Below are 23864 nucleotides of genomic sequence, written 5' to 3' on the forward strand. Positions count from 1 at the left end.
AGTGAGTCTGGTTAAGGAGAGGATCGCACCATGAGCCAGGCGAACGCAAAAATCGCGGAGCCGCATCCGATCGCATGCGACGTGCTCGTCGCCGGGGCCGGCTCGGCTGGCCTCTCCGCCGCGCACGCCTTCGCGGCGCAGGGCCGCAAGGTCGTGGTCGTCGGCAAGGTCGAGACACATCTCGCCGGGCGCACCGTGGCTTTGTTCGAAGGCTCGCTACGTTTTTACCGCACGCTGGGCCTGTGGCCGCGCTGCGCCGATCACGCCAATCCCATGGAAGGGATTCGGATGATCGACGACACCGGTTCGATCTTCCCGACCTCGCCCAAGGAATTCCGCTCGCGCGAAATCGATCTCGACGCTTTCGGCGAGAATATCGAGAACAACGCCCTCGTCGCGGAGCTCGCGCAGGCGGCGCGGGAAAACCCCGCCATCACGCTGATCGAGGACCTGATCGACTCCTTCGAGCTGAATTTCTCCGGCGCGCGGGCGCGACTGGCGTCAGGCGGGCGGATCGAGGCGAAATTCATCGTCGCCGGCGAGGGCCGCAATTCGCAGGCTCGCCAGATCGCGGGCATCACGGTCCAGACCTGGTCCTATCCACAGATCGCCTTGACCGCGCTGCTGGCGCATGACAAGCCGCACCACAATATTTCGACCGAGTTCCACAAGCGCTCCGGCCCCTTTACCTTCGTGCCATTGCGCGGCCGCGAGGGCGCGCCGCATCGCTCCAGCCTGGTCTGGCTGGTTTCGCCGCGCGACGCCCTGCGCCTTCAGGCCCTGCCCCCGGACATGCTCGCCGCCGAAATCGAGGATGAAGCCCACGGCCTGCTCGGCGCCATCCGGCTCGACGGCCCGCTCGGCGCCTTTCCGATGGGCGCGATGAAAACCTCGCGCGTCACCGGAACGCGCATGGCCCTGATCGGCGAATCCGCCCATCTGTTTCCGCCGATCGGCGCGCAGGGGCTCAACCTGAGCCTGCGCGACATCGCCAATCTGGTCGATTGCCTCGAAGGCGTGAACCTCGACGAGCCGGACGAGATCGCCCGCGCGCTGGAAACTTACGAACGCCAGCGCGCGCGCGACATCGGCCTGCGCATCAACGGCATTGACATTCTTAACCGCTCGCTGCTGATCCACGCCCTGCCGGTGGATTTCGCCCGCGCCTTCGCGCTGACCTTCTTCTCGGCCTTCGGCCCGCTGCGCCGCGCGCTGATGCGCGAAGGCGTGACGCCGCACGGCCCGACGCCGAAACTCATGCGCGCCCGCCCGCCGGTCCGCCGCCCTGCCGCCAGAGAGGCCTGACTTTTGCGCATTGCAACCTGGAACGTGAACTCCGTGCGCCAGCGCGCCGAGGCGCTGCTGGCCTATCTGAACGAGGTCCAGCCGGACGTCCTGTGCCTGCAGGAGCTGAAATGCCAGGAGGAGCAGTTTCCCCGGCTGGAGGTGGAGGCGGCGGGCTACAACGTCGCGATCCACGGCCAGAAATCCTATAATGGCGTCGCCATTCTCTCCAAGGTCCCGATGGAAATCGCCGTGGGCCTGCCCGGCGACGAAAGCGACGAGCAATCGCGCTATATCGAGGCGGTGATCCCCTGGGGCGCGACCGTGCTGCGCGTCGGCTGCCTTTACCTGCCCAATGGCAACCCGCTCGGCACGGAGAAATATCCCTACAAACTCGCCTGGATGGAAAGGCTGATCGCCCACGCCAAAAAGCTGCTCGCCCTCGAAGAGCGGCTGGTGCTGTGCGGGGATTACAATGTCATCCCCGAAGCCCGCGACGTTTATGACCCCGCCGCCTGGCTCGGCGACGCGCTCTTTGCGCCGCCGACGCGCGAAAAATTCCGCGAACTGCTGGCGCTCGGCTTCACCGACGCCCTGCGCGCGACCACCGACGCGCCTAAGCAATATACCTTCTGGGATTATCAGGCCGGCGCCTGGCAGAAGAACAACGGGCTGCGGATCGACCATCTGCTGCTGTCACCGCAGTCCGCCGACCGGCTGGAGAGCGTGATGATCGACAGGGACATGCGCGCGAAAGACAAGCCCTCGGACCATGTGCCGATCCGCGTGGATTTGCGGGACTGACCCTCAAAAGCTCCGGCCCCCGAGAGGGGGCCGGCCAGAAGCTTTGATGTTCACTTTGTTTGCGCCGGTTCGCGCTCAATGCGCGGTCGGCAGTTCTTCGGCTTTCGGCGCGCCAGTCATGACCGGGATGGTCTTGGCGGCCGTTACCTTGGCGGCGGGTTTCTGAACAGTCAGATGCAGGACGCCCTTGTCATAATGGGCGGCGATCGCATCCGCCGCAGGTTCGAACGGCAGTCCGATTGCGCGATAGAACGAGCCGAAACGGCGCTCGGTCACATGCCAATCTTTCTCCTCGCGTCTGGTTTCCATAGTCTTCTCGCCGGAGACGATCAGACGGTCGCCCTCGACGCGAACCTTGATGTCCTTCTCATCGACGCCCGGGATTTCCAGCGTCGCCTCGATCGCCGTCTCGGTCTCGGCGATATTCATCGCCGGAACTTGCGGCATGCCCTCTTTCATCTCGGGAACTTCAAACATTTTCGGAAGCTCGCGCCCCAACAGATCCCTTTGAAGAGTGCGGAAGGGATCTGTCATAAATTCGCGCGTCCAGAGATCCGGAAGCAGGGTTTTCATGACAGCCTCCTATCCGCCCCGCAGCCCGCGAGCCTGAAGCTCGCATCTTCGCGGGGCGCCACAACGAAGGACGACGCTCGACTTGCGTAAAGGGCGCAATCCCTCGCTACGTCAGCCAATATAATCTAATCGCCGAAAAATGCATTGACCGGGATCATTGACGCGTCTCGGCGGGGGCGCCCTGCTCGATCTTGTCCAGGGCCTCGGCGACAGCGTCGAAAACCAGCAGGATCGAGGCGTGGCGCGCCTTGTAGTCGCGTGCGGGCTCCAGCACCCCGGCGTCCGCGAAGCGGCCCTGCGGCGGCGGGCCGTTCTCCTTCAGCATCTTGCGCATATCTTCGCGCAAGGATCGTAATTCCGCGGGCGCGGCGCCAATGATGTGCCGCCCCATCACGGAAGACGCCGCTTGCCCCAGCGCGCAGGCCTTCACGTCCTGCGCGTAATCGGAAACGCGGCCGTCTGCGAGCGAAAGATCTATCGTGATGGAGGAGCCGCATAGCCGCGAATGCGCCGAGGCTGAAGCCTGCGGCGCCGGCAGCCGGCCGAGCCGTGGAATATTGGCCGCGAGTTCAAGGATCTTCTGGTTGTAAATATCGTCAAACATGGCGTCTCACAGGGCGCGCGGCCCGCTCCTCAGATAGAACGCCGAGGGCGCGCCCGCAAGACGCGGCGCACGAGGGCGTTCAGATCTCGACGCCGTTTTCGCGCGCGAAGCCTTCCGCCAGGGCCACATATTGGCGCATCGCCTCGTCCTTCGCCACGCCTTGGTTCTTGGACCAGGCGTCATATTTGAACTTGCCGACAAGATCGAACACGCCCGGCTTTTCGCCATGGGCGTCGCCGTCCCGCGCCTGTCGGAAAAGGCCGTAAAGCCTGAGCTTCAATTCATTCGACGGCTGCGCCTGCCCCTCGGGCGGCAGCGCCTTGATCCTGGCGACCACTTCGTCGAAACGCTGCTGAATCATGTCCATCCTCCCCCTTCCCGGCGTCAAGAGCGTTTTCAAGCGAAGTGGATACCGGTTCGCGTGAAGAAAACGCGCAAAAGCGAAAAACTTGAGCGCCCGTCCGATCTATCGGGCCGGCGCTCAAACCGGAATCGCAAACAGGATAGTTTATATATCAACCAATCATCAAAAAGCCAGAGCTTGATGGTCAGGCCTGCTCCGCGCCAACCAGCTTGAGCCAGCCGTCCTCGTCAATGGTCTCGACGCCCAGCTCGCGCGCCTTTGCCAGTTTCGAACCCGCATCGGCGCCTGCAACCAGCAGATCGGTCTTTTTGGAAATCGAGCTGGAAACCTTGGCGCCGAGGCGCTCGGCCATGGCCTTGGCCTCGTCGCGGGTCATTTTTTGCAGCGCGCCGGTGAAGACCACGGTTTTGCCAGCCACTGGGCTATCGCTTTTCACCGCCTCCATCGGAACGATGCGCACTTCCGCGAGCAGCGCGTCCAAAGCCTGCTCATTATGCGGCTCGGTGAAGAAATCCGCGACCGCCTCGGCGACCACCTCGCCGATCCCGTCGATATCGTTGATCCTCTTTCGCGCCTCGCTGTCCGGCGCCGCCTGACGCGCGACCTCGCGCAAGGCCTCGAAGGTCTCGAAAGAGCGCGCCAGCCTGATGGCGTTGGTCTCCCCGACATGGCGGATGCCCAGAGCGAAGATGAAGCGGTTCAGCACGATCTCGCGCTGCGCCTCGATGGCGTCGAACAATTTTCGGGTCGAGACCTTGCCGAAGCCGTCGAAATTCTCGATCCGGGTCAGGCTTTTGCTGTCGCGCTCCTGAAGTGTGAAGATGTCGGCTGGCGTCTTGATCAGCCCTCTCTCAAAGAAAAACGCGATCTGCTTGTCGCCGAGCCCCTCGATATCGAAGGCGTTGCGCGAGCAGAAATGGCGTAGTTTCTCCACCGCCTGCGCCGGGCAGACCAAAGCGCCGGTGCAGCGGCGGGCGACGTCGGCCTCGCCGGTCTTGGGATCGATCTCGCGCAGGGCCGCCGAACCGCAGGCGGGGCAGACGTCCGGCATCGTGTATGGCTTGGCGTCCGCCGGGCGTTTCTCCGCCACCACGCCGAGAATCTGCGGAATGACGTCGCCCGCGCGTTGCACGATCACCGTGTCGCCGATGCGAATGTCCTTGCGCGCGATCTCGTCCTCGTTATGCAGGGTGGCGTTGGAGACGACCACGCCTCCGACCGTGACAGGGTCCAGTCGCGCGACAGGCGTCAACACGCCGGTGCGGCCGACCTGGATCTCGATGCCGCGCAGGACCGAGGTCGCCTTTTCCGCCGGGAATTTATGCGCCACGGCCCAGCGCGGCGCGCGCGAGACGAAGCCCAGCCTTTGCTGCAAGGCGAGTTCATTGACCTTGTAGACCACCCCGTCGATGTCATAGCCGAGCGAAGCGCGCCGGCCCTCGATATCGCGGAAATGCGCCAGCATGGCCGCCGCCGAACGGCACAGAACAGTCAGCGGATTGACCGTGAAGCCATAGGCGCCGAACGCCTCGACCACACCCAGTTGAGTGTCGGCGGGCGGCCGAGGCTCCGTTGCGCCCCAGGCATAGGCGAAAAACCTCAACGGGCGCGACGCCGTCACCTTGGCGTCGAGCTGGCGCAGGGAGCCCGCCGCCGCATTGCGCGGATTGGCGAACAAGGGCTTTTCCGCCGCCGCCTGCCGCGCGTTGAGCGCCGCGAAATCCGCGTGGCCCATATAGACCTCACCGCGCACGTCGAGGATTTGCGGCGTCGCGCCCGCGAGGCGGTGCGGAATATCGGCGATGGTGCGGACATTGGCCGTGACGTCTTCGCCGACAAGTCCGTCCCCGCGCGTCGCCGCACTGACCAGCAGCCCGTTTTCGTAACGCAGCGAGCAGGACAGGCCGTCGATCTTCGGCTCGGCGGTAAAGGCGACCTCCGCCTCCGCCGAGAGGCCGAGGAAGCGCTTCACGCGGGCGACGAAGTCCTCCAACTCGTCATCGGAAAAAATATTGCCGAGCGAAAGCATGGGCACAGCATGCGTGATCTTGGCGAATTTCTCCGCCGGCGCCGCGCCGACCTTCTTGCTGAGCGAATCCTCGCCCGCGAGTTCGGGAAACTGCGCTTCCAGCGCCTCGTAGCGGCGGCGCAGGGAATCATATTCGGCGTCGGAAACCACCGGCGCGTCGTTCTGGTAATAGGCGCGGTCATGCGCGGCGATTTCCTCGCCGAGCTGCCGGTGTTCCTCGCGCGCACGCGAAAATTCGTCGCTCTTGCTCATGCCCAAGAATTAGCGGAATTTTTTTACCGAGGCGACGTCTGACAGCGCGTTATTGCGCGTTTTCGATCAGGCGCGCGGCGGCGGCGCGGGCTTCCTCGGTAATGGTCGCGCCGGCCAGCATTCGGGCGATCTCCTCGCGGCGATGCTCGTCGAACAGCGGCGAGACCGTTGTGGCGGCGCGCGCGCCCTTGTCGGCGAGGTCCTTGGAAATCCGCATGTGGGTGGTGGCCCGCGCTGCGACCTGCGGCGCATGGGTGACGGAGAGCACCTGCACCCGCGCGCCGAGCCGCGCCAGCCTCTGCCCGATGGCGTCCGCCGCCGCGCCGCCTGCGCCCGAATCGATTTCGTCGAACACCAGCGTCGGCGCCGAGCCGCGATCCGCCAGAACGACTTTCAGCGCCAGCATGAAGCGCGACAATTCGCCGCCCGAGGCCACCTTCATCAATGGGCCGGGCCGCGCGCCGGGATTGGTCTGCACCCAGAACTCCACCCGCTCTGAGCCTTCCGCCCCGATCTGCGATTCGTCGGTGACGACCTGAGCGGTGAAGACGGCGCGTTCGAGCTTGAGCGGCGGCAATTCGGCGGTCACGGCGGCGTCGAGCCCCTTGACCGCCTTGAGCCGCGCCGTGGTCAGCGCGGCGGCGCATTTGCGATAATGCGCGTCGGCCGCCTCGCGCGCCTTGCCCAGCGCGACGAGCCGCGCCTCGCCAGCGTCGAGCGCGGCGAGATCGGCCGCGAATTTCTCCGCCAGCACGGGCAGGTTGTCGGCGGAGGTGGCGTATTTGCGCGAGGCGCCGCGCAGGGCGAACAGCCGCTCCTCGACCTGCTCCAGCGCGCGGGGGTCGAATTCGGCGTCGCGCAAGGCCTGATCGATCGCCTGCTGCGCGACATCGAGCGCCGAAAGCGCCGAATCGAGCGCCTTCAAAGATGGCTCGATCAGCTGCGGGGCCTGGGACTGCCGGCGCTCCAGCCGACGCAGGGCCGCCGAGAGCGTGGACATGGGCGAGCCGTCGCCGGAAACGCTTTCCTGCGCGTCGCGCAGATCGCCGACGACCTTTTCCGCTTGCATCATGGCCGCGCGCTGGGTGGAAAGCGCCTCCTCCTCGCCTGCGCGCGGGTCGAGCTTCGACAATTCCTCATGGGCGTGGCCAAGATAATCGGCTTCCTTGCGCGCCGCCTCCACCGCCGCCTTTTCTTCCTGCAGGGCTTTTTCAGCCGCCCTCAGCGCGGAATGAGCGGCGCGCGTCGCGGCCAGAAGGTCGCCATGGCCGCCGAAGGCGTCGAGCAAAGCGCGATGGACATTGGGATCGACCAGAGCGCGGTCGTCATGCTGGCCGTGAATTTCCACCAAAGCGTCGCCAATGGCGCGCAGGGCCTGAATGCTGACGGGCTGGTCGTTGACGAAGGCGCGGCTGCGACCGTCGGCCATTTGCACGCGGCGGAGAATCAGGTCGCCCTCTACGGAAAGCTCCTGTTCGGCGGCGGCGAATCGCGCGGGATGGTCCGCGGGCGGATCGAACACCGCGATCACCTGCCCCTGCGGCTGGCCGGAGCGCACCAGCCCGCCATCGCCGCGTCCGCCAAGCGCAAGCGAAAAAGCGTCGAGAAGAATGGACTTGCCGGCGCCGGTCTCGCCGGTCAGCACGGTGAGGCCGGAGCCAAAATCAAGCTCCAGCCTGTCGATCAGCACGATGTCGCGAATCGCGAGCTGGACCAGCATAAAACCTGCCTCGACCCGGGTATGATCTCGTCAGCAGGAATAAGACGAAACGCCGCTCAGCTCAATCCGACCTTTTTAAAGGACTTGGAAATCCACGATTCCTGATGATCCTGGGGCGTCAGGCCATCCGCGCGCAGACGCTCGACGGCTTCCTTGTACCAAACCGAATTGGGGAAATTCGCGCCGAGCACGGCCGCTGCGGTCTCCGCCTCATTGGTGATTCCAATGGCGAGATAGGCCTCGGTCAGGCGCTCGAGAGCCTCCTCGGCCTCGCGCGTGGTCTGGTATTTGAACAGAACCTCGCGGAAGCGGTTGATCGCCGCCGTGTAGTTCTTGCGCTTGAGATAATAGCGGCCGACTTCCAGTTCATGGCCGGCGATCTGGTCGCGGCAGATCTGGATCTTGTAGCGCGAGTCCTCGGCATATTGGGACTTCGGATATTTATCGACCACGGTCTGATAATATTTCATCGCCTTGACCATGCGATCCTGGTCGCGCTGCACGTCGGGCATTTCGCCATACATGGCCTGACCCGCCATGTAATTCACGTAAGGAGCGTCGGAGGCGTTGGGATAAAGCGTGTTGAACCGGTCGGCGGCGGTCGACGCCTCGACATAGGAGCCCGCCAGATAATTGGCGTAAACTTCCATCACCAGGCCTTTGCGCGCCCATTCGCCGAACGGGTATTGCTTCTGCAGCGTTGCGAAGTCCTTGGCGGCGGTCTCGTAATCGTGTTTCTCGATCTTGATCAGGCCTTCGTTGTAATAGCGCTCCGCCGGGACATTCGGATCAACCTTCATTTCATATTTGCTGCCACCGAAGGGATTGAGATCCTCCAGCGAAAAACACTGCGCGGATGAAACGAACGCCATCGTGGCCGCGCCCGCCAGGACGGCGACGCGCAATGTCTTGAGGCTTTTGGGGTTCGTATGGTTCATTCAAACACGCTCGTGGTAAGGCGGGCGCGCTGACCGCCCACACTTGCTTCAGACATTCTTTGACGGAAACGCTTCGAGACCTCAGTCCCGCGCGCAGTTCCCCCACGCGAATAGCGCCGCGCGCGCAAAAGAAAAAGCGATTTTTTACGGCAATTTTAAGACTTCAGGGTTCCGGCGACCATGCCGGGCCGCCCATCGGACGCCCTTGGGCCAGAATGGAGCCGCCCCCCGGGATGGAATCGCGAGGGGCGAAGAAATCGTTTCGACCTTGAAAAGCTTCCGGCTTTCGGCCTCAGCTGCGCTCAGGCATGAAAACCGGCGAGGCGACCAGGCCGAGATCGGCGCGAACGCCTTCGCGCGGCGCCGGCGCGGCGTCCACGAAGCGATAGGCGGTGCGGTCGGAGAACAGGGCCGCCAGAATGGCGACATTCAGCTTGTGGCCGCTGCAATAGGAGCGATATTCGCCGACGAGCGGTCCGCCAGCCAAGGCGAGATCGCCAACGGCGTCGAGCATCTTGTGACGCACGAATTCGTCGGAATAGCGCAGGCCCTCGGGATTGATCACGCGATCGTCGTCGATGCCCACCGAATTGTCCAGCGAGGCGCCGAGCGCGAAGCCAGCGGCGATGAGGCGCTTGACGTCGGCCAGGAAGCCGAAGGTGCGGGCGCCGGCCAGTTCGCGGCGGAAGGCCGCGGGATCGAGATCCAGGATTTTACGCTGGCGGCCGATCGCCTCGCTCTTGAAATCGATTTCGACGTCGAGCCGGAAGCCGCTGTCGGCGGGGCGGAGTTCGGCGAAGGCGCGGCCCTGTTCGACGCGGACCGGCTTCAAAATCTTGATATAGCGGCGCGAGGCCCCGAGCTGCCTGACGCCGACGCGGTCGATCGCCTCGACGAAGGCGGCGGCCGAACCGTCCATGATCGGCACTTCCGGTCCATCGACCTCGACGAGGCAATTATCCACGCCCAGGCCACGCAGCGCGGCGACGAGGTGCTCGATGGTGGCGACCATGTGCTGCGCGCCATCGCCGATGACCGTGCAGAGTTCAGTCATGGTCACCTTGGACCAGTTGGCTTCGATGCGGCGGCTGCCGCCATTGGGCAGGCCGCTGCGCAGGAACACCAGGCCGCTGTCGGCTTCGGCGGGATTCAGGACCAGACGGACGGGCTTGCCGGAATGAACGCCAATGCCCCCGGACAGGACGATGCGGTCGCGGAGAGTCGTCTGGAAGCGCGGCTTCATATTTTTTCCGTCTGCTCGTCCCGCCGGGTGGCGGGATCGTTGCAATTTCGCCATTGTCTCGCCGCAGGAAACCGGCTTTGTCGCCGACAGCGGTTCAACGAATGGCAGGAAGAAATTCCTGAGGAGGCCCGGAACCAAAGGCGGCCCCATAAGTTTCCTCGATTCGTCACATCTGGAAGGTATCTCGCAGGCCGCGACATACCAAATCACTCTTTCTTACGGCCCTGTTACAAATTAACCGCATTTTCGTCCCACTCGCCTTAATCAAACGTTTGCCTTTAGCCTGCGCCGGCCTTTCTAGACCACAAAAAACCCGCCTTTCGGCGGGTTTTTGCTTTTTTCGTCCAAATGAACCGATTCGTCAGTTCGACTGGCGGCGCAGGAAGGCCGGGATTTCCAGATGGTCTTCTTCGGCGCGGGGATAGCCGCGGCCATTGGCGTCCACCGCCGAGGCCGGACGCTGCGCCGGCGGGCGCTTGGCGTATTCGGCATGGGCAGGCGAAGGATGAGCCGGCGACGGCTGGACCGGGCGCGGCGCATAGGCGACCTGAGCAGGCGGCGGAGCCGGGATCGCGGGAGGCGCCATCTGCGGCGCGATCTGGGGCGCCGCCATCTGCGGGGCCATCTGCGGCGCGGCGTGAGCGGCCTGCTCTTCGGCGCGGCTCATCCCGAAGGTGGCGAGACGCTCGAGCAGGGTGCGGCGGCGGGTTTCCGCGGCCGGGGCGGCGGAAGCCTGATGGCCGGCGGCGCGCATCAGGTTCTGGGCGGGCACCGGGAACTCGTCGATGTTCGGCATGGCCCGCGCGCGGAGCGGCTGTTCAGCCGGCGGCGGAACAAAGGCCGACTGCATCATCGGCGGTTCGGGGCGGCGCGCCGCGGCCTGCGCCGGCTCGTGATAGGCCGCCGGGGGCGCCGAGGCGGGCTTGATCTGCACATCGGGATGATGCGGCGCATAGGCCTGCTCCGCGACCGCGCGCGGCTGCTGGGCGTAGGCCGGCGCCTGGGGCGCCTGCTGGGCATAGACCGGGGCCTGGGCGGGCTGCGGGGCGTAGGCCGGAGCCGCCTGCTGCGCCGGCGCCTGGTTCACGGGAGCCTGCGAATAATAGGTCTCGGGCGCGGGCGCAGGAGCCGCCGGACGCGCCGTGGCCTGGACCGTCTCGGCCTGGCGGGCCGCGGCCTGGGCGCGCATGCGCTCGACGGCCTCGGCAAGACGCTGGTCGTTGACGTCGGCGACGCCGGCAGGCTTGTCGATGCCGGTGGCGACGACGGAGACGCGGATCACGCCTTCCAGACCCGAATCGAAGGTCGCGCCAAGGATGATATTGGCGTCCTCGTCCACTTCCTGACGGATGCGGCTGGCGGCTTCATCGACTTCATAGAGGGTGAGGTCGTTGCCGCCGGTGATCGAGATCAGCAGGCCCTTGGCGCCCTTCATCGAGACTTCGTCGAGCAGCGGATTGGCGATGGCGGCCTCGGCGGCCAGGATCGCGCGGCGCTCGCCGGTCGCTTCGCCGGTGCCCATCATGGCCTTGCCCATGTCGCGCATGATGGCGCGAACGTCGGCGAAGTCGAGGTTGATCAGGCCTTCGCGCACCATCAGGTCGGTGATGCAGGCGACGCCGGAATAAAGCACCTGGTCGGCCATCGAGAAGGCGTCGGCGAAGGTCGTCTTTTCATTGGCGACGCGGAACAGATTCTGGTTCGGGATGACGATCAGGGTATCGACGGACTTGTGCAGCTCCTCGATTCCGCCGTCGGCGAGACGCATGCGGCGCTGGCCCTCGAACTGGAACGGCTTGGTCACGACGCCGACGGTGAGAATGCCCATCTCGCGCGCAGTGCGGGCGATGACCGGCGCGGCGCCGGTGCCGGTGCCGCCGCCCATGCCGGCGGTGACGAAAACCATGTGCGCTCCGGTGAGGTGGTCGCGGATTTCCTCAATCGCCTCTTCGGCGGAGGCGCGGCCGACTTCCGGCTGCGAGCCGGCGCCGAGGCCTTCCGTGACCTGCAGGCCCATCTGGATGATGCGCTCCGCCTTCGAGCTCATCAGCGCCTGGGCGTCGGTGTTGGCGACGATGAAGTCGACGCCGGCCAGGCCGCAGGTGATCATGTTGTTCACCGCGTTGCCGCCCGCGCCGCCCACGCCGCACACCATGATGCGGGGCTTGAGTTCGCGCAGTTCCGGCGCTTTCAGATTGATCGTCATGGTATGGCCTCTTGTCTTGTGGGCGCCACGCCCGCGCTGTTTGCCGTTTTTTTGAAACCTCAGGACCGAAAACGCAGGCCCTGAGCTGCACTCGTTAGAAACTTTCCTTGAGCCATCGGCCGACCCGGCCGAAATAGCCCGCCTGCTGTCGCTCGATCCCCTGCCCCGCACGGCTCGGCTCGAAATATTCGACATTGGAGAATTGCGGATAGACCAGCAGGCCGACCGCCGCCGAAAAGCCCGGGCTTTTCGCCGATTCCGGCATGCCCTGCACGCCGAGCGGCCGCCCGACGCGAATCTGCCCGCCAAGGATTCTGCGAGCGGCTTCCGGCAGGCCCGTCAACTGGCTCGTGCCGCCGGTCAGGACGATCCGGCCGCCCGAAGTCGCCGGGAAGCCCGCCGCCTTGAGGCGATCGCGCGCCAGTTCGAGGATTTCCTCGACGCGGGGACGAATGATGCGCGAAAGCTGCGATTTCGGAATATGCATGGGGCTTTCGCCCTCTTCGCCGACCTGAAGCACCGCGAGCGTCTCGCGGTCGTCGGAGGGCGAGGAGATCGCGCTGCCATAGAGGGTCTTCAGCCGTTCGGCGTCGGCGAGACGGGTGTTGAGGCCGCGCGCGATGTCCATCGTGACATGCTTGCCGCCGACCGCGATCGCGTCGCCGTGGACGAGACGCCCGTCGCGGAACACGCCCATGCCGACCGAGCCGCCGCCGAGGTCCATGACGGTCGCGCCGAGCACGGCCTCATCGTCGACCAGCACGGCGAGGCCGGACGCATAAGGCGTCGCGACGACGGCTTCGATCGACAGATGGCAGCGCTCGATGGCGAGCAGGAGATTGCTGAGGGCCGCGGCGTCCGCGCTGACGACGTGGAGGTCCGCGCCCAGCCTTTCGCCGATCATGCCTTTGGGATCGCGGATGCCGGAGGCGCCGTCGAGCGAGAAGCCGGTGGGCAGGCTATGCAGGATGGCGCGGCCATGCTGGGCCGTGCGCAGGCTGGTGGCCTCCAGCACCCGATGGAGATCGGTCTCGGAGACGCCGTTCACCAGCGGCACGCTGGCCTGGTAATAAGTGGAGCCGAGGCGCCCGCCGTGATTGGCGACGATGACGCTTTCGACCTGGACCTTGGCCATGCGCTCCGCGGCGTCGACGGCGAGGCGCACCGCCGCTTCGGCCTCGTCCATGTCGATGACCACGCCGCCCTTGATGCCCCGCGAACGCTGGTGCCCGATACCGAGGATGCGGGTGCGGTGCGTGCGCCCGCGCAGCATGTCGGACGGCTCGGCCGGGATCAGCTTGGCGATCAGGCAGACGACCTTCGAGGCGCCGACGTCGAGCACGCAAAGGATCGAGCTCTTGCGCGTGGAGATCGGCTTGATCCGGGGCAGATGCACGGAAGCGATCATATATGCGCTCCCTTGCCATGCGACTTGGCCGCTTCGCGCGCGGCGGCGGCTTCTTCCGTGAGGCGGACGTAGAGCTTGCCCGGGATGCGCAGGTCGAGCGAGACGACGTCCTTTTCGAGCACACGGGCCTCCTGTTCGAGCCGCGCCAGCCGGGCCACGGCGGCCTTGGCGTTGACTTCAGGCAGCATGACGTCCACGCCCGACGCCATTTTCAGCGTCCAGCGCCGCTGAGACACCAGAATTCCGGCGCGAATCTTGCCTCGCAAATCGCCGGCGGCATCGAGCAGGCCGAGATATTCGTCGATGCGCTGGTTGGCGCCCTCGCCCACGACGAAAGGCAGAGATTCAAATTTGGGGTCGCGCAACGCGTCGATCGGCTCGCCGTCGGCTGCGATGATCGAGACGGCGCCGTCCTTCTGCCACAGGCCGTAGGGGCGGCGCTCGGTCACGTCGATCACCAGACGGTCAGGGAACAGTTTGCGCACGCTCACGTTCTTGACCAGCGGCAGCGCGAGCAGCTTGCTCCGCATCTGGTCGACATCGAGGAACATCAGCGATTGCTTGGCGTCCACGCCCGCGGCGTTCAGGATTTGCGCCTCGGTCAGCTCGATCTGGCCCGCAATGGTCACGGAATCGATTCCGAAGCCGAGCGCGCGCGCGGCCATGTCGCGCGGCCGGCCGTAATCATGGATGAAATCCTGATATTGCCCGCCGGCAGACGCGCCGAGATAAGTGATTCCGGCGAGAAAGGCGATGACCAGGCTGGAGCCGAGGCCTGGAAGGCGCAAGAAGCCGACCAGCTTGCCTTCGCCGCCGCGCGGTCCCCGGCGCGAGCGCATGGGAGTCTTGTTCCTGGAAGCCTTGACCTGGCTCAGGCCGCGCGGACGCAGCAAGGAGAAGCCAGGCGCCGGGCTCGCCGGCCCGGCGGCAAATGCGGCGCGCGGCGAAGCCAGGGCTGGATCCAGCCCGTTTACCGATCGCAGGAGGCGTCGTGCACCATCCATTTCACAAGCTCACCGAACGAAATGCCGGCATATGCGGCCAATTCCGGCGCTAGCGAGGTCTCTGTCATGCCCGGTTGCGTGTTGACTTCCAACACGACGAGCTCGCCCGTACCTCCGGGGCGATCGTCGTAACGGAAGTCGGTCCGGCTTACGCCGCGACAGCCCAGAGACCTGTGCGCCTTCAAAGCCAACTCTTGGATGATTTGGTAAATATTTTCTTTAACTTTTGCCGGAAGTTCGTGAATAGACCCTCCTGGCGCATATTTCGCATTGAAGTCGTACCAGCCTCCACCAGCGGCCTTGATCTCGATCACATCAAGCGCCCGATCGCCCATCACGGCGCAGGTCAGCTCCCGTCCGGCGATGTATTTTTCGGCCAGCATCAGGTCGCCATGGGACCAATCGGCGCGCAGCAGCTCCTGCGGCGGATGGGAGGTTCCCTCCTGCACGATGAACACGCCATAGGACGAGCCTTCCGACACCGGCTTCAGCACATAGGGTGGCGGCAGCACATGCTCCTTCGCCGCCTCGAACCGCGTGACGACCTTGCCGGAGGGGACCGGAACGCCCGCCGCCGCCATGACGATCTTGGCCTTGTCCTTGTTCGCGGCCAGCGCCGAAGCGAGCACGCCCGAATGGGTATAGGGAATGCGCAACAGCTCCAGCACGCCCTGGATGATTCCGTCTTCGCCGCCCGGCCCGTGCAGGGCGTTGAGCGCGACATCGGGCTTCAGCCGGGTCAGGACGCTGGCCACGTCGCGGCAGACGTCGACGCGCGAGACCTGGAAACCTTCCGACTCGAGCGCCCGGGCGCAGGCCTCGCCGGAGCGCAGGCTGACGCTGCGTTCGCTGGAAAGGCCTCCCATCAGAACCGCGACATGTTTGGTCATTTGCTTGTCCTCTCAACGGCCGTCCCAGCGAGGAGGCTCGGCCCGCCCTGACGGAGCGTGACGGTTACGCCAGGCTTTTCACGCCGATGCGCTTGATTTCCCAATGCAGATCCACGCCCGTCGCCGCTTTCACGCGGGCGCGCACCTCGTCGCCGAGGTTTTCGATGTCGGCGGCGGTCGCCGCGCCGCGATTGATCAGGAAGTTGCAGTGCATTTCCGACACCTGCGCGTCGCCGACGACGAGACCGCGACAGCCGGCGCGGTCGATCAGCTGCCACGCCTTCTCGCCGGGCGGGTTCTTGAAGGTGGAGCCGCCGGTCTTTTCGCGGATCGGCTGCGATTGCTCGCGCGCCTCGGTGATCCGGTCCATTTCCGCCAGAATTTCCGCCGGATCGCCGGGGCGGCCCTGAAACAGCGCACTGGTGAAGATGACGTCCTCGGGCGCGCCGCTGTGGCGATAGGTCATGTGCAGGTCCGCGACCGGGAATTCACGGATCGCGCCGCTGCGGTCCACGCCGCGCGCGGAGACGAGAACGTCCTTGGTTTCGCCGCCATGGGCGCCGGCGTTCATTCGCAAGGCGCCGCCGATCGCGCCGGGAATGCCGCGCAAAAAGGCCAGCCCGCCAAGGCCCGCATCGGCCGCCGCCTTGGCGACGCGCATGTCCGGCGCGCAGGCGCCCGCCCGCAGGCGATGGCCCGGCTCGATGGAGATTTCGCCAAAGGCCTTGCCGCCAAGACGGATCACCACGCCTTCAACGCCGCCGTCGCGCACGATCAGATTGGAGCCAAGCCCGATGGTTGTAACAGGGACGTCCAGCGGCAGGTTTTGCAGAAAATAAGCGAGATCGGCCTCGTCCGCCGGGCTGAACAGGACTTCGGCCGGGCCGCCGACGCGAAACCAGGTGAAGGGCGCCAAAGGCTGGCGCGCCGCGAGCCGCCCGCGCAGCTCCGGCATTTTTTCCGCGAGCGCCGCCGCGAGGTCCTTCGTTTCAACGCTCATGCGAAGGCTCCTTCGAACCAGGCGCGGAAGAGCTTCTTGCCCGCTTCCGCCGTCGCCGCGCCATATCGCGCCGCCTGAACGCGCAGCTCGCGCGGATCGATCCCGGCCTTGCCCAACTCGACCGCATGGCCGATCAACCAGGCTTCAAGCATAGACGGCTCGACCTCGGCATGGAATTGCAGCCCCAGCGCATGGGAGCCGAGCGCAAAGGCCTGATTGGGGCAAAAGGCGGTGAAGGCGAGGCGCTTCGCCCCGGCAGGCAAGTCAAAGGCGTCGCCGTGCCAGTGCAGGGCCATTTCGCCCTCCAGCGCGGCGAGCGGCGATGCGCGGCCTTCATCGGTCAGGGTCAGCGGCGCATAGCCGATTTCCTTGGCCGGCCCTGGCGCGACCCGGGCGCCGAGCGCCGCCGCCATCAATTGCGCGCCGAGGCAAATGCCGAGCGTCGGCTTCTGCGCCGCAAGCCGCGCGCCGATGGCCGCCGTCTCCTCGATCAGGAACGGATAGGCCTCGGTTTCGTAAACGCCGATCGGCCCGCCCAGCACGACCAGCAGATCGCAGGACTGGATTTCTTCCCCCGGAAAGGGATCGACGCCGACCTCGCAGATGCGGGTGACGAAGCCGCCGGCATGCAGTTGCGCCGCGAGCACGCCAAGGCCCTCGAACGCGACATGGCGCAGGACGAGGCAGCTCCGGCTCACAAGGCGTCTCCCGCCGCCAGCTGATCCGGCAGCGCATAGGCCCATTGCGTGATATTGCCGGCGCCAAGCAGCACGACATAATCCCCCGGCGCGGCGAGATCGCGGATCATGTCGGGCAGGTCGTCGGGACGCGGCAGGGCCAGAGCCTGACGATGGCCGTGGGCCTTGATGGCGGAGACCAGCGCCTCCTTGCTGACGCCTTCGATCGGCGCCTCGCCGGCTGCATAAACATCGGCGACGATGACGACATCAGCGTCGTTGAAACAGGTCGCAAACTGGTCGAACAGGCTTTGCAACCGGGTGTAGCGATGCGGCTGCACCACGGCGATCACCTTGTGCTCGGTCGAGGCGCGGGCGGCGCGCAGCACGGCCGCGATTTCGACCGGGTGATGGCCGTAATCATCGAAAATGATCGCGCCTTTCCATTCGCCGGTGCGGGTGAAGCGGCGCTTGACGCCGCCGAAGGCGGCCAACCCCTTCGTGATGTTCTCGATGCTGACGCCGAGCTGCCAGGCGACCGCGATCGCCGCCGTGGCGTTCAGCGCGTTGTGATGGCCGGGCATGGGCAGGACCAGATCAGCCAGCACTTCCTCGCGCCCCTGCTGGCGGTCGCGAAGCGTGACATTGAAGCGCGACAAGCCGCCCGTCAGGTCGATATTGGAGAGCCGCACGTCGGCCTGCGGGTTCTCGCCATAGGTGACGACGCGGCGGTCCTCGATCTTGCCGACCAGCTCCTGCACGGTCGGATGGTCGAGGCACATCACCGCGAAGCCATAGAAGGGCAGGTTTTCGACGAAGAAGCGGAAGGCCTCCTTGATGGCGTCGAAGGTCTTGAAATGATCGAGATGCTCGGGGTCGATATTGGTGACGACGGCGACATCGGCGGGCAGCTTCAGGAAGGTGCCGTCGCTCTCGTCGGCCTCCACAACCATCCACTCCCCCGCGCCGAGACGGGCGTTGGTGCCATAGGCGTTGATGATGCCGCCATTGATGACTGTTGGATCAAGGCCGCCGGCGTCGAGCAGGGTCGCGACCAGCGAGGTCGTCGTGGTCTTGCCATGGGTGCCCGCGATCGCGACGCATTGCTTGAGCCGCATCAGCTCGGCGAGCATTTCGGCGCGGCGCACCACTGGCAGGCGCTTTTCGCGCGCTCCGGCCAGTTCCGGATTGTCGCGCTTGATGGCGGTCGAGACGACCACCACGGCGGCTTCGCCGAGGTTTTTGGCGTTATGGCCGAGGAAGATGCGCGCGCCCTTGTCGCGCAGACGCTTGACATTGGCGTTGTCGGAGGCGTCCGAGCCCTGCACGTCATAGCCGAGGTTAAGCAGCACTTCGGCGATGCCCGACATGCCGATGCCGCCGATTCCGACGAAATGAATGGGGCCAAGTTTGCTCGGCAATTTCATTTTTGCGACTCCAATGAATTGGGCTCAGACCACGCGCGGCATCAGGATCAGGTCGGTGTCCTTCGGCTTCGCGCCAAGGGCGGTGAGCAGCGCATGGACCTGTCCGCGATGATGGGCCTGGTGGTTGAACATGTGAGTGACGGCGATCCAGCGCGGTTGGCGGGCTTCGCCGCCCAGCAGGGCGGAGCGCCAGACGAGGTCGCCGGCGAGGTCGGCGGGAACGAGACCTCCCGCCCATGAGACGATGGAATCGTCCATTTCGGCGCGGCGCTGGACGAAAAAGTCCCAATCGGCCGAGTGTTCGACGCCGGGAAAGGGCGTTTCAGGGCGCGGCAGGCCAGCGAGACGGCTCATCCACATTTCATCCGCCCAGAGCAGGTGGTTGAGGCTGCCGTGGACCGATTTGAAAAAGGCGCCGCGGTCCTCGCGCCTCTGCACGTCGGTCAGGCCCGAGGCGGCCGCGAGAAGGCTGGCGTTCTGCCATTTGTTATAGGCGGCAAAAGTCTGGACATAACCGGGATCGATCATGGGCCTCGCTCGCGCTGGGGACCGCCGTCAAAGCCCGGCGGTTTTGAGCGCCAGATCGGCCAGACGTTCGGCGGCGTCGGGAATGCCTGCGCTCTTGGCCGCTTGCGCGCGCCGCGTCAAGTCTTTTGGCTCGGCGAGCGCCCGCGAGAGCCTCTCGGCCAGCCAGTCCGGGGTGAAACCGGTCTGGCGCATCACCTCCGCGGCCCCTGTTTTGGCCAGATGGGCGGCGTTGGCCGCCTGATCGGCGTCCAGCGCATGGGGGAAAGGCACCAGGATCGACGGGCGCCCGATCACCGCCAGCTCCGACACCGTCGAGGCGCCGGAGCGCCCCAGCACGAGATGGGATTGGGCGATCCGCAATGGCAGGTCCGCGAAGAAAGGCGCCGCCTCGAAGGCCACGTTCAGCCGCGTATAGGCTTCCTGCACCCGGGCGAGATCTTCGCCGCGCGCCTGCTGCACGATGACAAGCCGCGCGCGCAGTTCGGGCGGCAGCAAGGCGACGGCGGCGGGCGCGACGTCCGACATGATGCGGGCGCCCTGCGACCCGCCCGTCACAAGCAGATGGAGCTTGCCGTCGGCGAAATCCGGGAAAGGCAGCGCCGCCGCCTCCAGCACCGCCGGACGCACCGGATTGCCGACCAGCACGACCTTTGCGCGCAAGGCCTCGGAAAGGCCGTCGAGCGTCGGGAAGCCGCTCGCGATGACCTGCGCGCGCTGGCTCAGGAAGCGGTTGGCGCGGCCCATCACCGCATTCTGCTCATGCAGGATCAGCGGAATTCCGCGCAGCGAGGCCGCGAGCGCAGGCGGCACGGTCGGATAGCCGCCAAAGGACACCACGACGCGCGGCTTGATGCGGCCCAGCAGGCCATAGGCCTCGACCACGCCCTTCATCAGCGTCAGCGCGGCCCCGGCCTTGGCGAGGACGCCGCCCGAGGTCGGCGTCGCCGAGGCGATTTCGTGAATCTCCTCGGCGGGAAAATCGCCGCCATATTTCAGCGCGCGTTCGTCGGTGGCGAGTCGCACCCGCGCGCCGCGAGCGACGAGGGCGTGGGAAAGCGCCTGCGCGGGAAAGAGATGGCCGCCAGTGCCCCCGGCGGCGACAAGAATAAGATTGTCCATGGTCATTCCGCCGGCGCCGCGAGCGGCGCGTCGCCGCGCCGGTCGAACATCAGTTCCGATTTCGGCCTCTTGCGGGTGACGGCGATGAGGAAGCCCATGGAAATGCCCAGCGAGATCAGCGACGAGCCGCCATAGGAGATGAAGGGCAAGGTCATGCCCTTGGCCGGCATGAGATGCAGGTTCACCGCCATGTTGATGGAGGCCTGCAACCCGAACAGAAGGGCGATCCCTGCCGTGGCGAAACGGCAGAACGGGTCTTCGTTCCTGGCGGATTTCAGCAGCGCCCGCAGCACGATGAAGGCGAACAGCCCGACGATGCCCATGCAGAACAGCAGGCCGAATTCCTCGCCGGTCACGGCGAAGATGAAGTCGGTGTGGGAATCCGGCAGGATGCGCTTCAGCACGCCCTCGCCCGGCCCCTTGCCGAACCAACCGCCGGAAATGAAGCTGTCGAGCGCGGTGTCGACCTGAAAGGTGTCGGCGACGCCGCCGGTCTGGCCGGGCTCAAGAAAGTGCATGATGCGCGCGCGCACATGCGGCACGAATTTATAGGCCAGCATGATCGCGCTGGAGGCGAAGCCGACCAGCCCCGCGAGCCAGATCCAGTGCAGCCCGGCCATGAAGAACATGACGCCCCAGACCAGGCAAATCAGCATGGTCTGGCCGAAATCGGGCTGGAGCACGAGCGGCACTACAGTCAGGGGCAGCAGGAAGACTGCGATCCAGTTCCCGGGAACATCGCGGCGCTTGGCGCCTTCGGAGATCGCCCAGGCGGCGAGGATGACAAAGGCGGGCTTGAGGAATTCCGACGGCTGCACGCCGAAGATCCAGCGCCGCGCGCCCTTGACCTCATGGCCGAACAGCAGGGCCGCGAACACCAGCCCCATCGAGACGATGTAAAGGAGCAGAGCGGCGCGGCGAACGTGCCGCGGCGGCAGGAAGGAAAGCCCCAGCATCAAGGCGATCGACGGGATCAGGAATTCGACCTGCCGGTTGACGAAATGGAACGACGGCAAATGCAGGCGATCGGCCACCGGCGGGCTGCCGGCCATGATCAGGACAAGGCCCAGCACAATGACGGCGCCGATGGCGGCGAGAAGCCAGCGGTCCACCGTCCACCACCAGGCGGCGGCGATGGAGCGCTCCGCGCGAGAGACCATGGAAACCTCCTTTTTGGCGGCGGAAATCCGCCCTGTTCAGATCACGCGGCGAAGACTCAAAATGAACGCTCAAAACAACGCGCCCTGCGCGCCATTCTCACCCAGCAAAGCTTGAACCTGTTCGCGGAAGGCGTCGCCGCGCTTCTCGAAATTGGCGAACTGGTCATAGGACGCGCAGGCCGGCGACAGCAGCACGACCGCCTCCGCCGCGCCGCTCCCGGCGGCGTCGCGCGCCGCCGCCGCCGTGGCGACTTCGAGCGTCCCGCATTGTTCGTAAGGAACGGCTCCTTCCAGCGTGGCGGCGAAATCCGGCGCCGCCTCGCCGATCAGATAGGCCTTGCGGACCTTGCCGAACAAAGGCCGCAGCGGCTCGATGCCGCCCGCCTTGGCCTTGCCGCCGATGATCCAGAAAATGTCGTCGAAGCTTTGCAGCGCCTTTTCGGCGGCGTCGGCATTGGTCGCCTTGCTGTCGTTGACGAAGAGAACGGCGCCCTTGCGCCCGATCTGCTCCATGCGGTGGGCGAGGCCGGGGAAGGAGCGCATGCCGAGGCCGATTTCGTCATGCGCCAGTCCGAGGCGCTCGCAGGCGGCGAAAGCGGCGGCCGCGTTCTGGCCGTTATGGGCGCCGCGCAAGGCCGGGGCGCGGGCGAGGTCGAACAGGTTCTCTTCCAGCGTCTTGAGCGCGGGCAGAGCGAATGCGCGGCGCAGGCGGCCGGCCTCGAAGCAGATGCTGGCGAGCGCATTCGGACGGCTGTTGGCGATGCCGACGACGGAATGCGACGCGCGCTTCAGATATTGGAAGATCGCTTCGCACCAATCGTCGTCGCGCCCGACGATGGCGAATTCCGAGCCCTCGACCAGTCGCTGTTTGATGCCGGCGTAATTCTCCATCGAGCCGTGGCGGTCGAGATGGTCCGGCGTCAGATTGAGCAAGAGGCCGACGCTCGGATCGAGCGAAGGCGCGAGATCGATCTGGAAGCTCGAACATTCGATTACATGGATGCGGTCGGGCGCAGGCGGCTCCAGATCGAGGATCGGCACGCCGATATTTCCGCCAAGCTGCACGTCGAAGCCGGCCTCGCGCAGGATATGGGCGATGAGCGCCGTTGTCGTGCTCTTGCCATTGGTGCCGGTGATGGCGACCAGCGGCGCGCCCGGCGCGACCATCGCGCGCTCGCGGCAGAACAATTCGATGTCGCCGACGATCGGGACGCCCGCCTCATTGGCTTTCTCGGCGCTCCAATGCGGGGACGGATGGGTCAGCGGGGCGCCCGGCGCCAGCACCAAGGCCGCAAAGCCGGACCAGTCGGCGTCGCGCAGGTCAAACAGATAGATTCCCTCTGCCGCCGCCTTGTCGCGCGCGGCGGGCGAATCGTCCCAGGCGTTGACCAAAGCGCCGCCCGCGGCGAGCGCCTTGGCGGTGGAGAGGCCGGAGCCGCCGAGGCCGAACAGAGCGATCGATTGCCCGGCGAGGGAGGTGATCGGAATCATCAGCGCACCTTCAACGTGGTGAGGCCCAGCAAGGCCAGAACGAAAGCGATGATCCAGAAGCGCACCACGACCTGCGGTTCGGACCAGCCCAATTGCTCGAAGTGATGATGGATCGGCGCCATCTTGAACACGCGCTTGCCGGTCATCTTGAAGGACGCCACCTGCACGATGACGGAGAAGGCCTCCATCACGAACAGGCCGCCCACAATGGCCAGCACGATCTCGTGCTTCACCGCCACGGCGATGGACCCCAGCATGCCTCCAAGAGCCAAAGAACCTGTGTCGCCCATGAAGATCTGCGCCGGGGGCGCGTTGAACCACAGGAAGCCGAGGCCCGCGCCAATGACCGCGCCGCACATGACCGTCAGTTCGCCGGCGCCCGGCACGTAATTGATGCCGAGATAATGGGCGAAAATGTCGTTGCCGGCGAGATAGGCGATGATCCCGAAGGTCGCGGAGGCGATCATCACAGGCACGATCGCCAAGCCGTCGAGGCCGTCGGTGAGATTGACCGCATTGCCTGAGCCGACGATGACGAATGCCGCGAAGGGCAGGAACAGCCAGGCGAGATCGACGATCCAGCCATGGACGAAGGGCGCCGCCAGCTTGGTCGCCGGCGAGGCGGCGGTAAAGGGCGAGATGAAGGCGTGGAAAAAATCGCCGATCGACGCCACCGGCCCGGAGGCCGATGCGCACATCATGAAATAGGCGGCAAGCATGGCGATTCCGGCTTCGCCCGCGAGGCGCGAACGGCCGGAAAAGCCCTTGTGGCTCTGCTTGGTGACCTTGAGATAATCGTCATAGAAGCCGATCGCGCCAAAGCCGAGCGTCACGAAAAGCGTGATCCAGACATAGGCGCTCTTGGGATTGGCCCAGAGCACGGTCGAGACGACGAGACCCGAAAGAATCATCAGGCCGCCCATGGTCGGCGTGCCCTTTTTCGCCAGATGCGACTGCGGTCCGTCGGTGCGGATCGGCTGGCCCTTGCCCTGTTTCAGGCGCAAAGACGCGATGATCGCGGGACCGAAGAAGAAGACGAAAGCCAAGGCGGTCGCCGAGGCGCCGGCGGCGCGGAAGGTGATGTAGCGAAAAACATTGAGAAGACTGAGGTAATGCGAAAATTCCGCGAGCCAGGTAAGCATT

General features: G+C 65.6%; 21 protein-coding genes. 2 read left to right on the top strand and 19 right to left on the bottom strand.

Annotation, left to right across the window (positions count from 1 at the left end; all coding sequences use genetic code 11):
- Positions 1-30: 30 nt before the first annotated feature.
- Together QM467_RS08875 and xth are read left to right on the top strand one after the other, a co-directional pair.
- Positions 31-1305: an FAD-dependent monooxygenase gene (locus QM467_RS08875; protein ID WP_283365947.1), complete on the top strand. Its 1275-nt coding sequence runs from the start codon at positions 31-33 to the stop codon at positions 1303-1305.
- Positions 1306-1308: 3 nt separating this feature from the next.
- Positions 1309-2088: an exodeoxyribonuclease III gene (gene xth, locus QM467_RS08880; RefSeq protein WP_283365948.1), complete on the top strand. Its 780-nt coding sequence runs from the start codon at positions 1309-1311 to the stop codon at positions 2086-2088.
- Between the two features lie 75 nt (positions 2089-2163).
- Here the strand turns inward: xth and QM467_RS08885 are convergent, their stop codons facing one another.
- The 19 genes from QM467_RS08885 to mraY form a co-directional block, all read right to left on the bottom strand.
- Positions 2164-2661, bottom strand: coding sequence for an Hsp20/alpha crystallin family protein (locus QM467_RS08885; RefSeq protein ID WP_283365949.1), 498 nt, complete (start codon positions 2659-2661; stop codon positions 2164-2166).
- A gap of 154 nt (positions 2662-2815) precedes the next feature.
- The gene (locus QM467_RS08890) at positions 2816-3265 is read right to left on the bottom strand and encodes an iron-sulfur cluster assembly scaffold protein (RefSeq protein WP_283365950.1); all 450 of its coding nucleotides are present in this window, start codon (positions 3263-3265) and stop codon (positions 2816-2818) included.
- Positions 3266-3344: 79 nt separating this feature from the next.
- Positions 3345-3626, bottom strand: a complete 282-nt coding sequence (locus tag QM467_RS08895) for an acyl-CoA-binding protein (protein WP_283365951.1) — start codon at positions 3624-3626, stop codon at positions 3345-3347.
- Between the two features lie 187 nt (positions 3627-3813).
- A complete protein-coding gene (ligA, locus tag QM467_RS08900; RefSeq protein WP_283365952.1) occupies positions 3814-5910 on the bottom strand; it encodes an NAD-dependent DNA ligase LigA in 2097 nt (698 codons plus the stop codon).
- Positions 5911-5959: 49 nt separating this feature from the next.
- The gene (recN, locus tag QM467_RS08905) at positions 5960-7630 is read right to left on the bottom strand and encodes a DNA repair protein RecN (protein WP_283365953.1); all 1671 of its coding nucleotides are present in this window, start codon (positions 7628-7630) and stop codon (positions 5960-5962) included.
- Between the two features lie 56 nt (positions 7631-7686).
- Positions 7687-8568, bottom strand: a complete 882-nt coding sequence (locus QM467_RS08910; RefSeq protein ID WP_283365954.1) for an outer membrane protein assembly factor BamD — start codon at positions 8566-8568, stop codon at positions 7687-7689.
- A gap of 292 nt (positions 8569-8860) precedes the next feature.
- The gene (lpxC, locus tag QM467_RS08915; protein ID WP_283365955.1) at positions 8861-9811 is read right to left on the bottom strand and encodes a UDP-3-O-acyl-N-acetylglucosamine deacetylase; all 951 of its coding nucleotides are present in this window, start codon (positions 9809-9811) and stop codon (positions 8861-8863) included.
- A gap of 361 nt (positions 9812-10172) precedes the next feature.
- Positions 10173-12017, bottom strand: a complete 1845-nt coding sequence (ftsZ, locus tag QM467_RS08920; protein ID WP_283365956.1) for a cell division protein FtsZ — start codon at positions 12015-12017, stop codon at positions 10173-10175.
- A gap of 94 nt (positions 12018-12111) precedes the next feature.
- A complete protein-coding gene (gene ftsA, locus QM467_RS08925) occupies positions 12112-13425 on the bottom strand; it encodes a cell division protein FtsA (protein ID WP_283365957.1) in 1314 nt (437 codons plus the stop codon).
- Positions 13422-14318, bottom strand: coding sequence for a cell division protein FtsQ/DivIB (locus QM467_RS08930; protein WP_283365958.1), 897 nt, complete (start codon positions 14316-14318; stop codon positions 13422-13424). Before QM467_RS08930 ends, ftsA begins: the two co-directional genes overlap by 4 nt.
- Before the next feature lie 77 nt (positions 14319-14395).
- The gene (locus QM467_RS08935) at positions 14396-15319 is read right to left on the bottom strand and encodes a D-alanine--D-alanine ligase (RefSeq protein ID WP_283365959.1); all 924 of its coding nucleotides are present in this window, start codon (positions 15317-15319) and stop codon (positions 14396-14398) included.
- A gap of 64 nt (positions 15320-15383) precedes the next feature.
- Complete coding sequence (murB, locus tag QM467_RS08940; RefSeq protein ID WP_283365960.1) at positions 15384-16319, bottom strand: UDP-N-acetylmuramate dehydrogenase; 936 nt, start codon at positions 16317-16319, stop codon at positions 15384-15386.
- Positions 16316-17017, bottom strand: coding sequence for a glutamine amidotransferase (locus tag QM467_RS08945; protein ID WP_283365961.1), 702 nt, complete (start codon positions 17015-17017; stop codon positions 16316-16318). Before QM467_RS08945 ends, murB begins: the two co-directional genes overlap by 4 nt.
- Positions 17014-18423 (bottom strand): UDP-N-acetylmuramate--L-alanine ligase, encoded by a 1410-nt coding sequence (gene murC / locus QM467_RS08950; protein WP_283365962.1) that lies wholly within the window; start codon positions 18421-18423, stop codon positions 17014-17016. Before murC ends, QM467_RS08945 begins: the two co-directional genes overlap by 4 nt.
- 24 nt (positions 18424-18447) lie before the next feature.
- Positions 18448-18951: a DinB family protein gene (locus QM467_RS08955; RefSeq protein ID WP_283365963.1), complete on the bottom strand. Its 504-nt coding sequence runs from the start codon at positions 18949-18951 to the stop codon at positions 18448-18450.
- A 27-nt stretch (positions 18952-18978) separates the two neighbouring features.
- Complete coding sequence (gene murG / locus QM467_RS08960) at positions 18979-20070, bottom strand: undecaprenyldiphospho-muramoylpentapeptide beta-N-acetylglucosaminyltransferase (RefSeq protein ID WP_283365964.1); 1092 nt, start codon at positions 20068-20070, stop codon at positions 18979-18981.
- Positions 20071-20072: 2 nt separating this feature from the next.
- A complete protein-coding gene (locus tag QM467_RS08965; protein WP_283365965.1) occupies positions 20073-21230 on the bottom strand; it encodes an FtsW/RodA/SpoVE family cell cycle protein in 1158 nt (385 codons plus the stop codon).
- Between the two features lie 69 nt (positions 21231-21299).
- Positions 21300-22721 carry a UDP-N-acetylmuramoyl-L-alanine--D-glutamate ligase gene (gene murD / locus QM467_RS08970; RefSeq protein ID WP_283365966.1) on the bottom strand — a complete coding sequence of 474 codons (1422 nt, stop codon included), beginning with the start codon at positions 22719-22721 and terminating at the stop codon, positions 21300-21302.
- On the bottom strand, positions 22721-23863 hold the full coding sequence (gene mraY, locus QM467_RS08975) for a phospho-N-acetylmuramoyl-pentapeptide-transferase (protein WP_283365967.1): 1143 nt from the start codon (positions 23861-23863) through the stop codon (positions 22721-22723). Before mraY ends, murD begins: the two co-directional genes overlap by 1 nt.
- Position 23864 lies beyond the last annotated feature (1 nt).

It is taken from the genome of Rhodoblastus sp. 17X3, from assembly GCF_030056575.1.
Taxonomy (GTDB): Bacteria; Pseudomonadota; Alphaproteobacteria; order Rhizobiales; family Beijerinckiaceae; genus Rhodoblastus.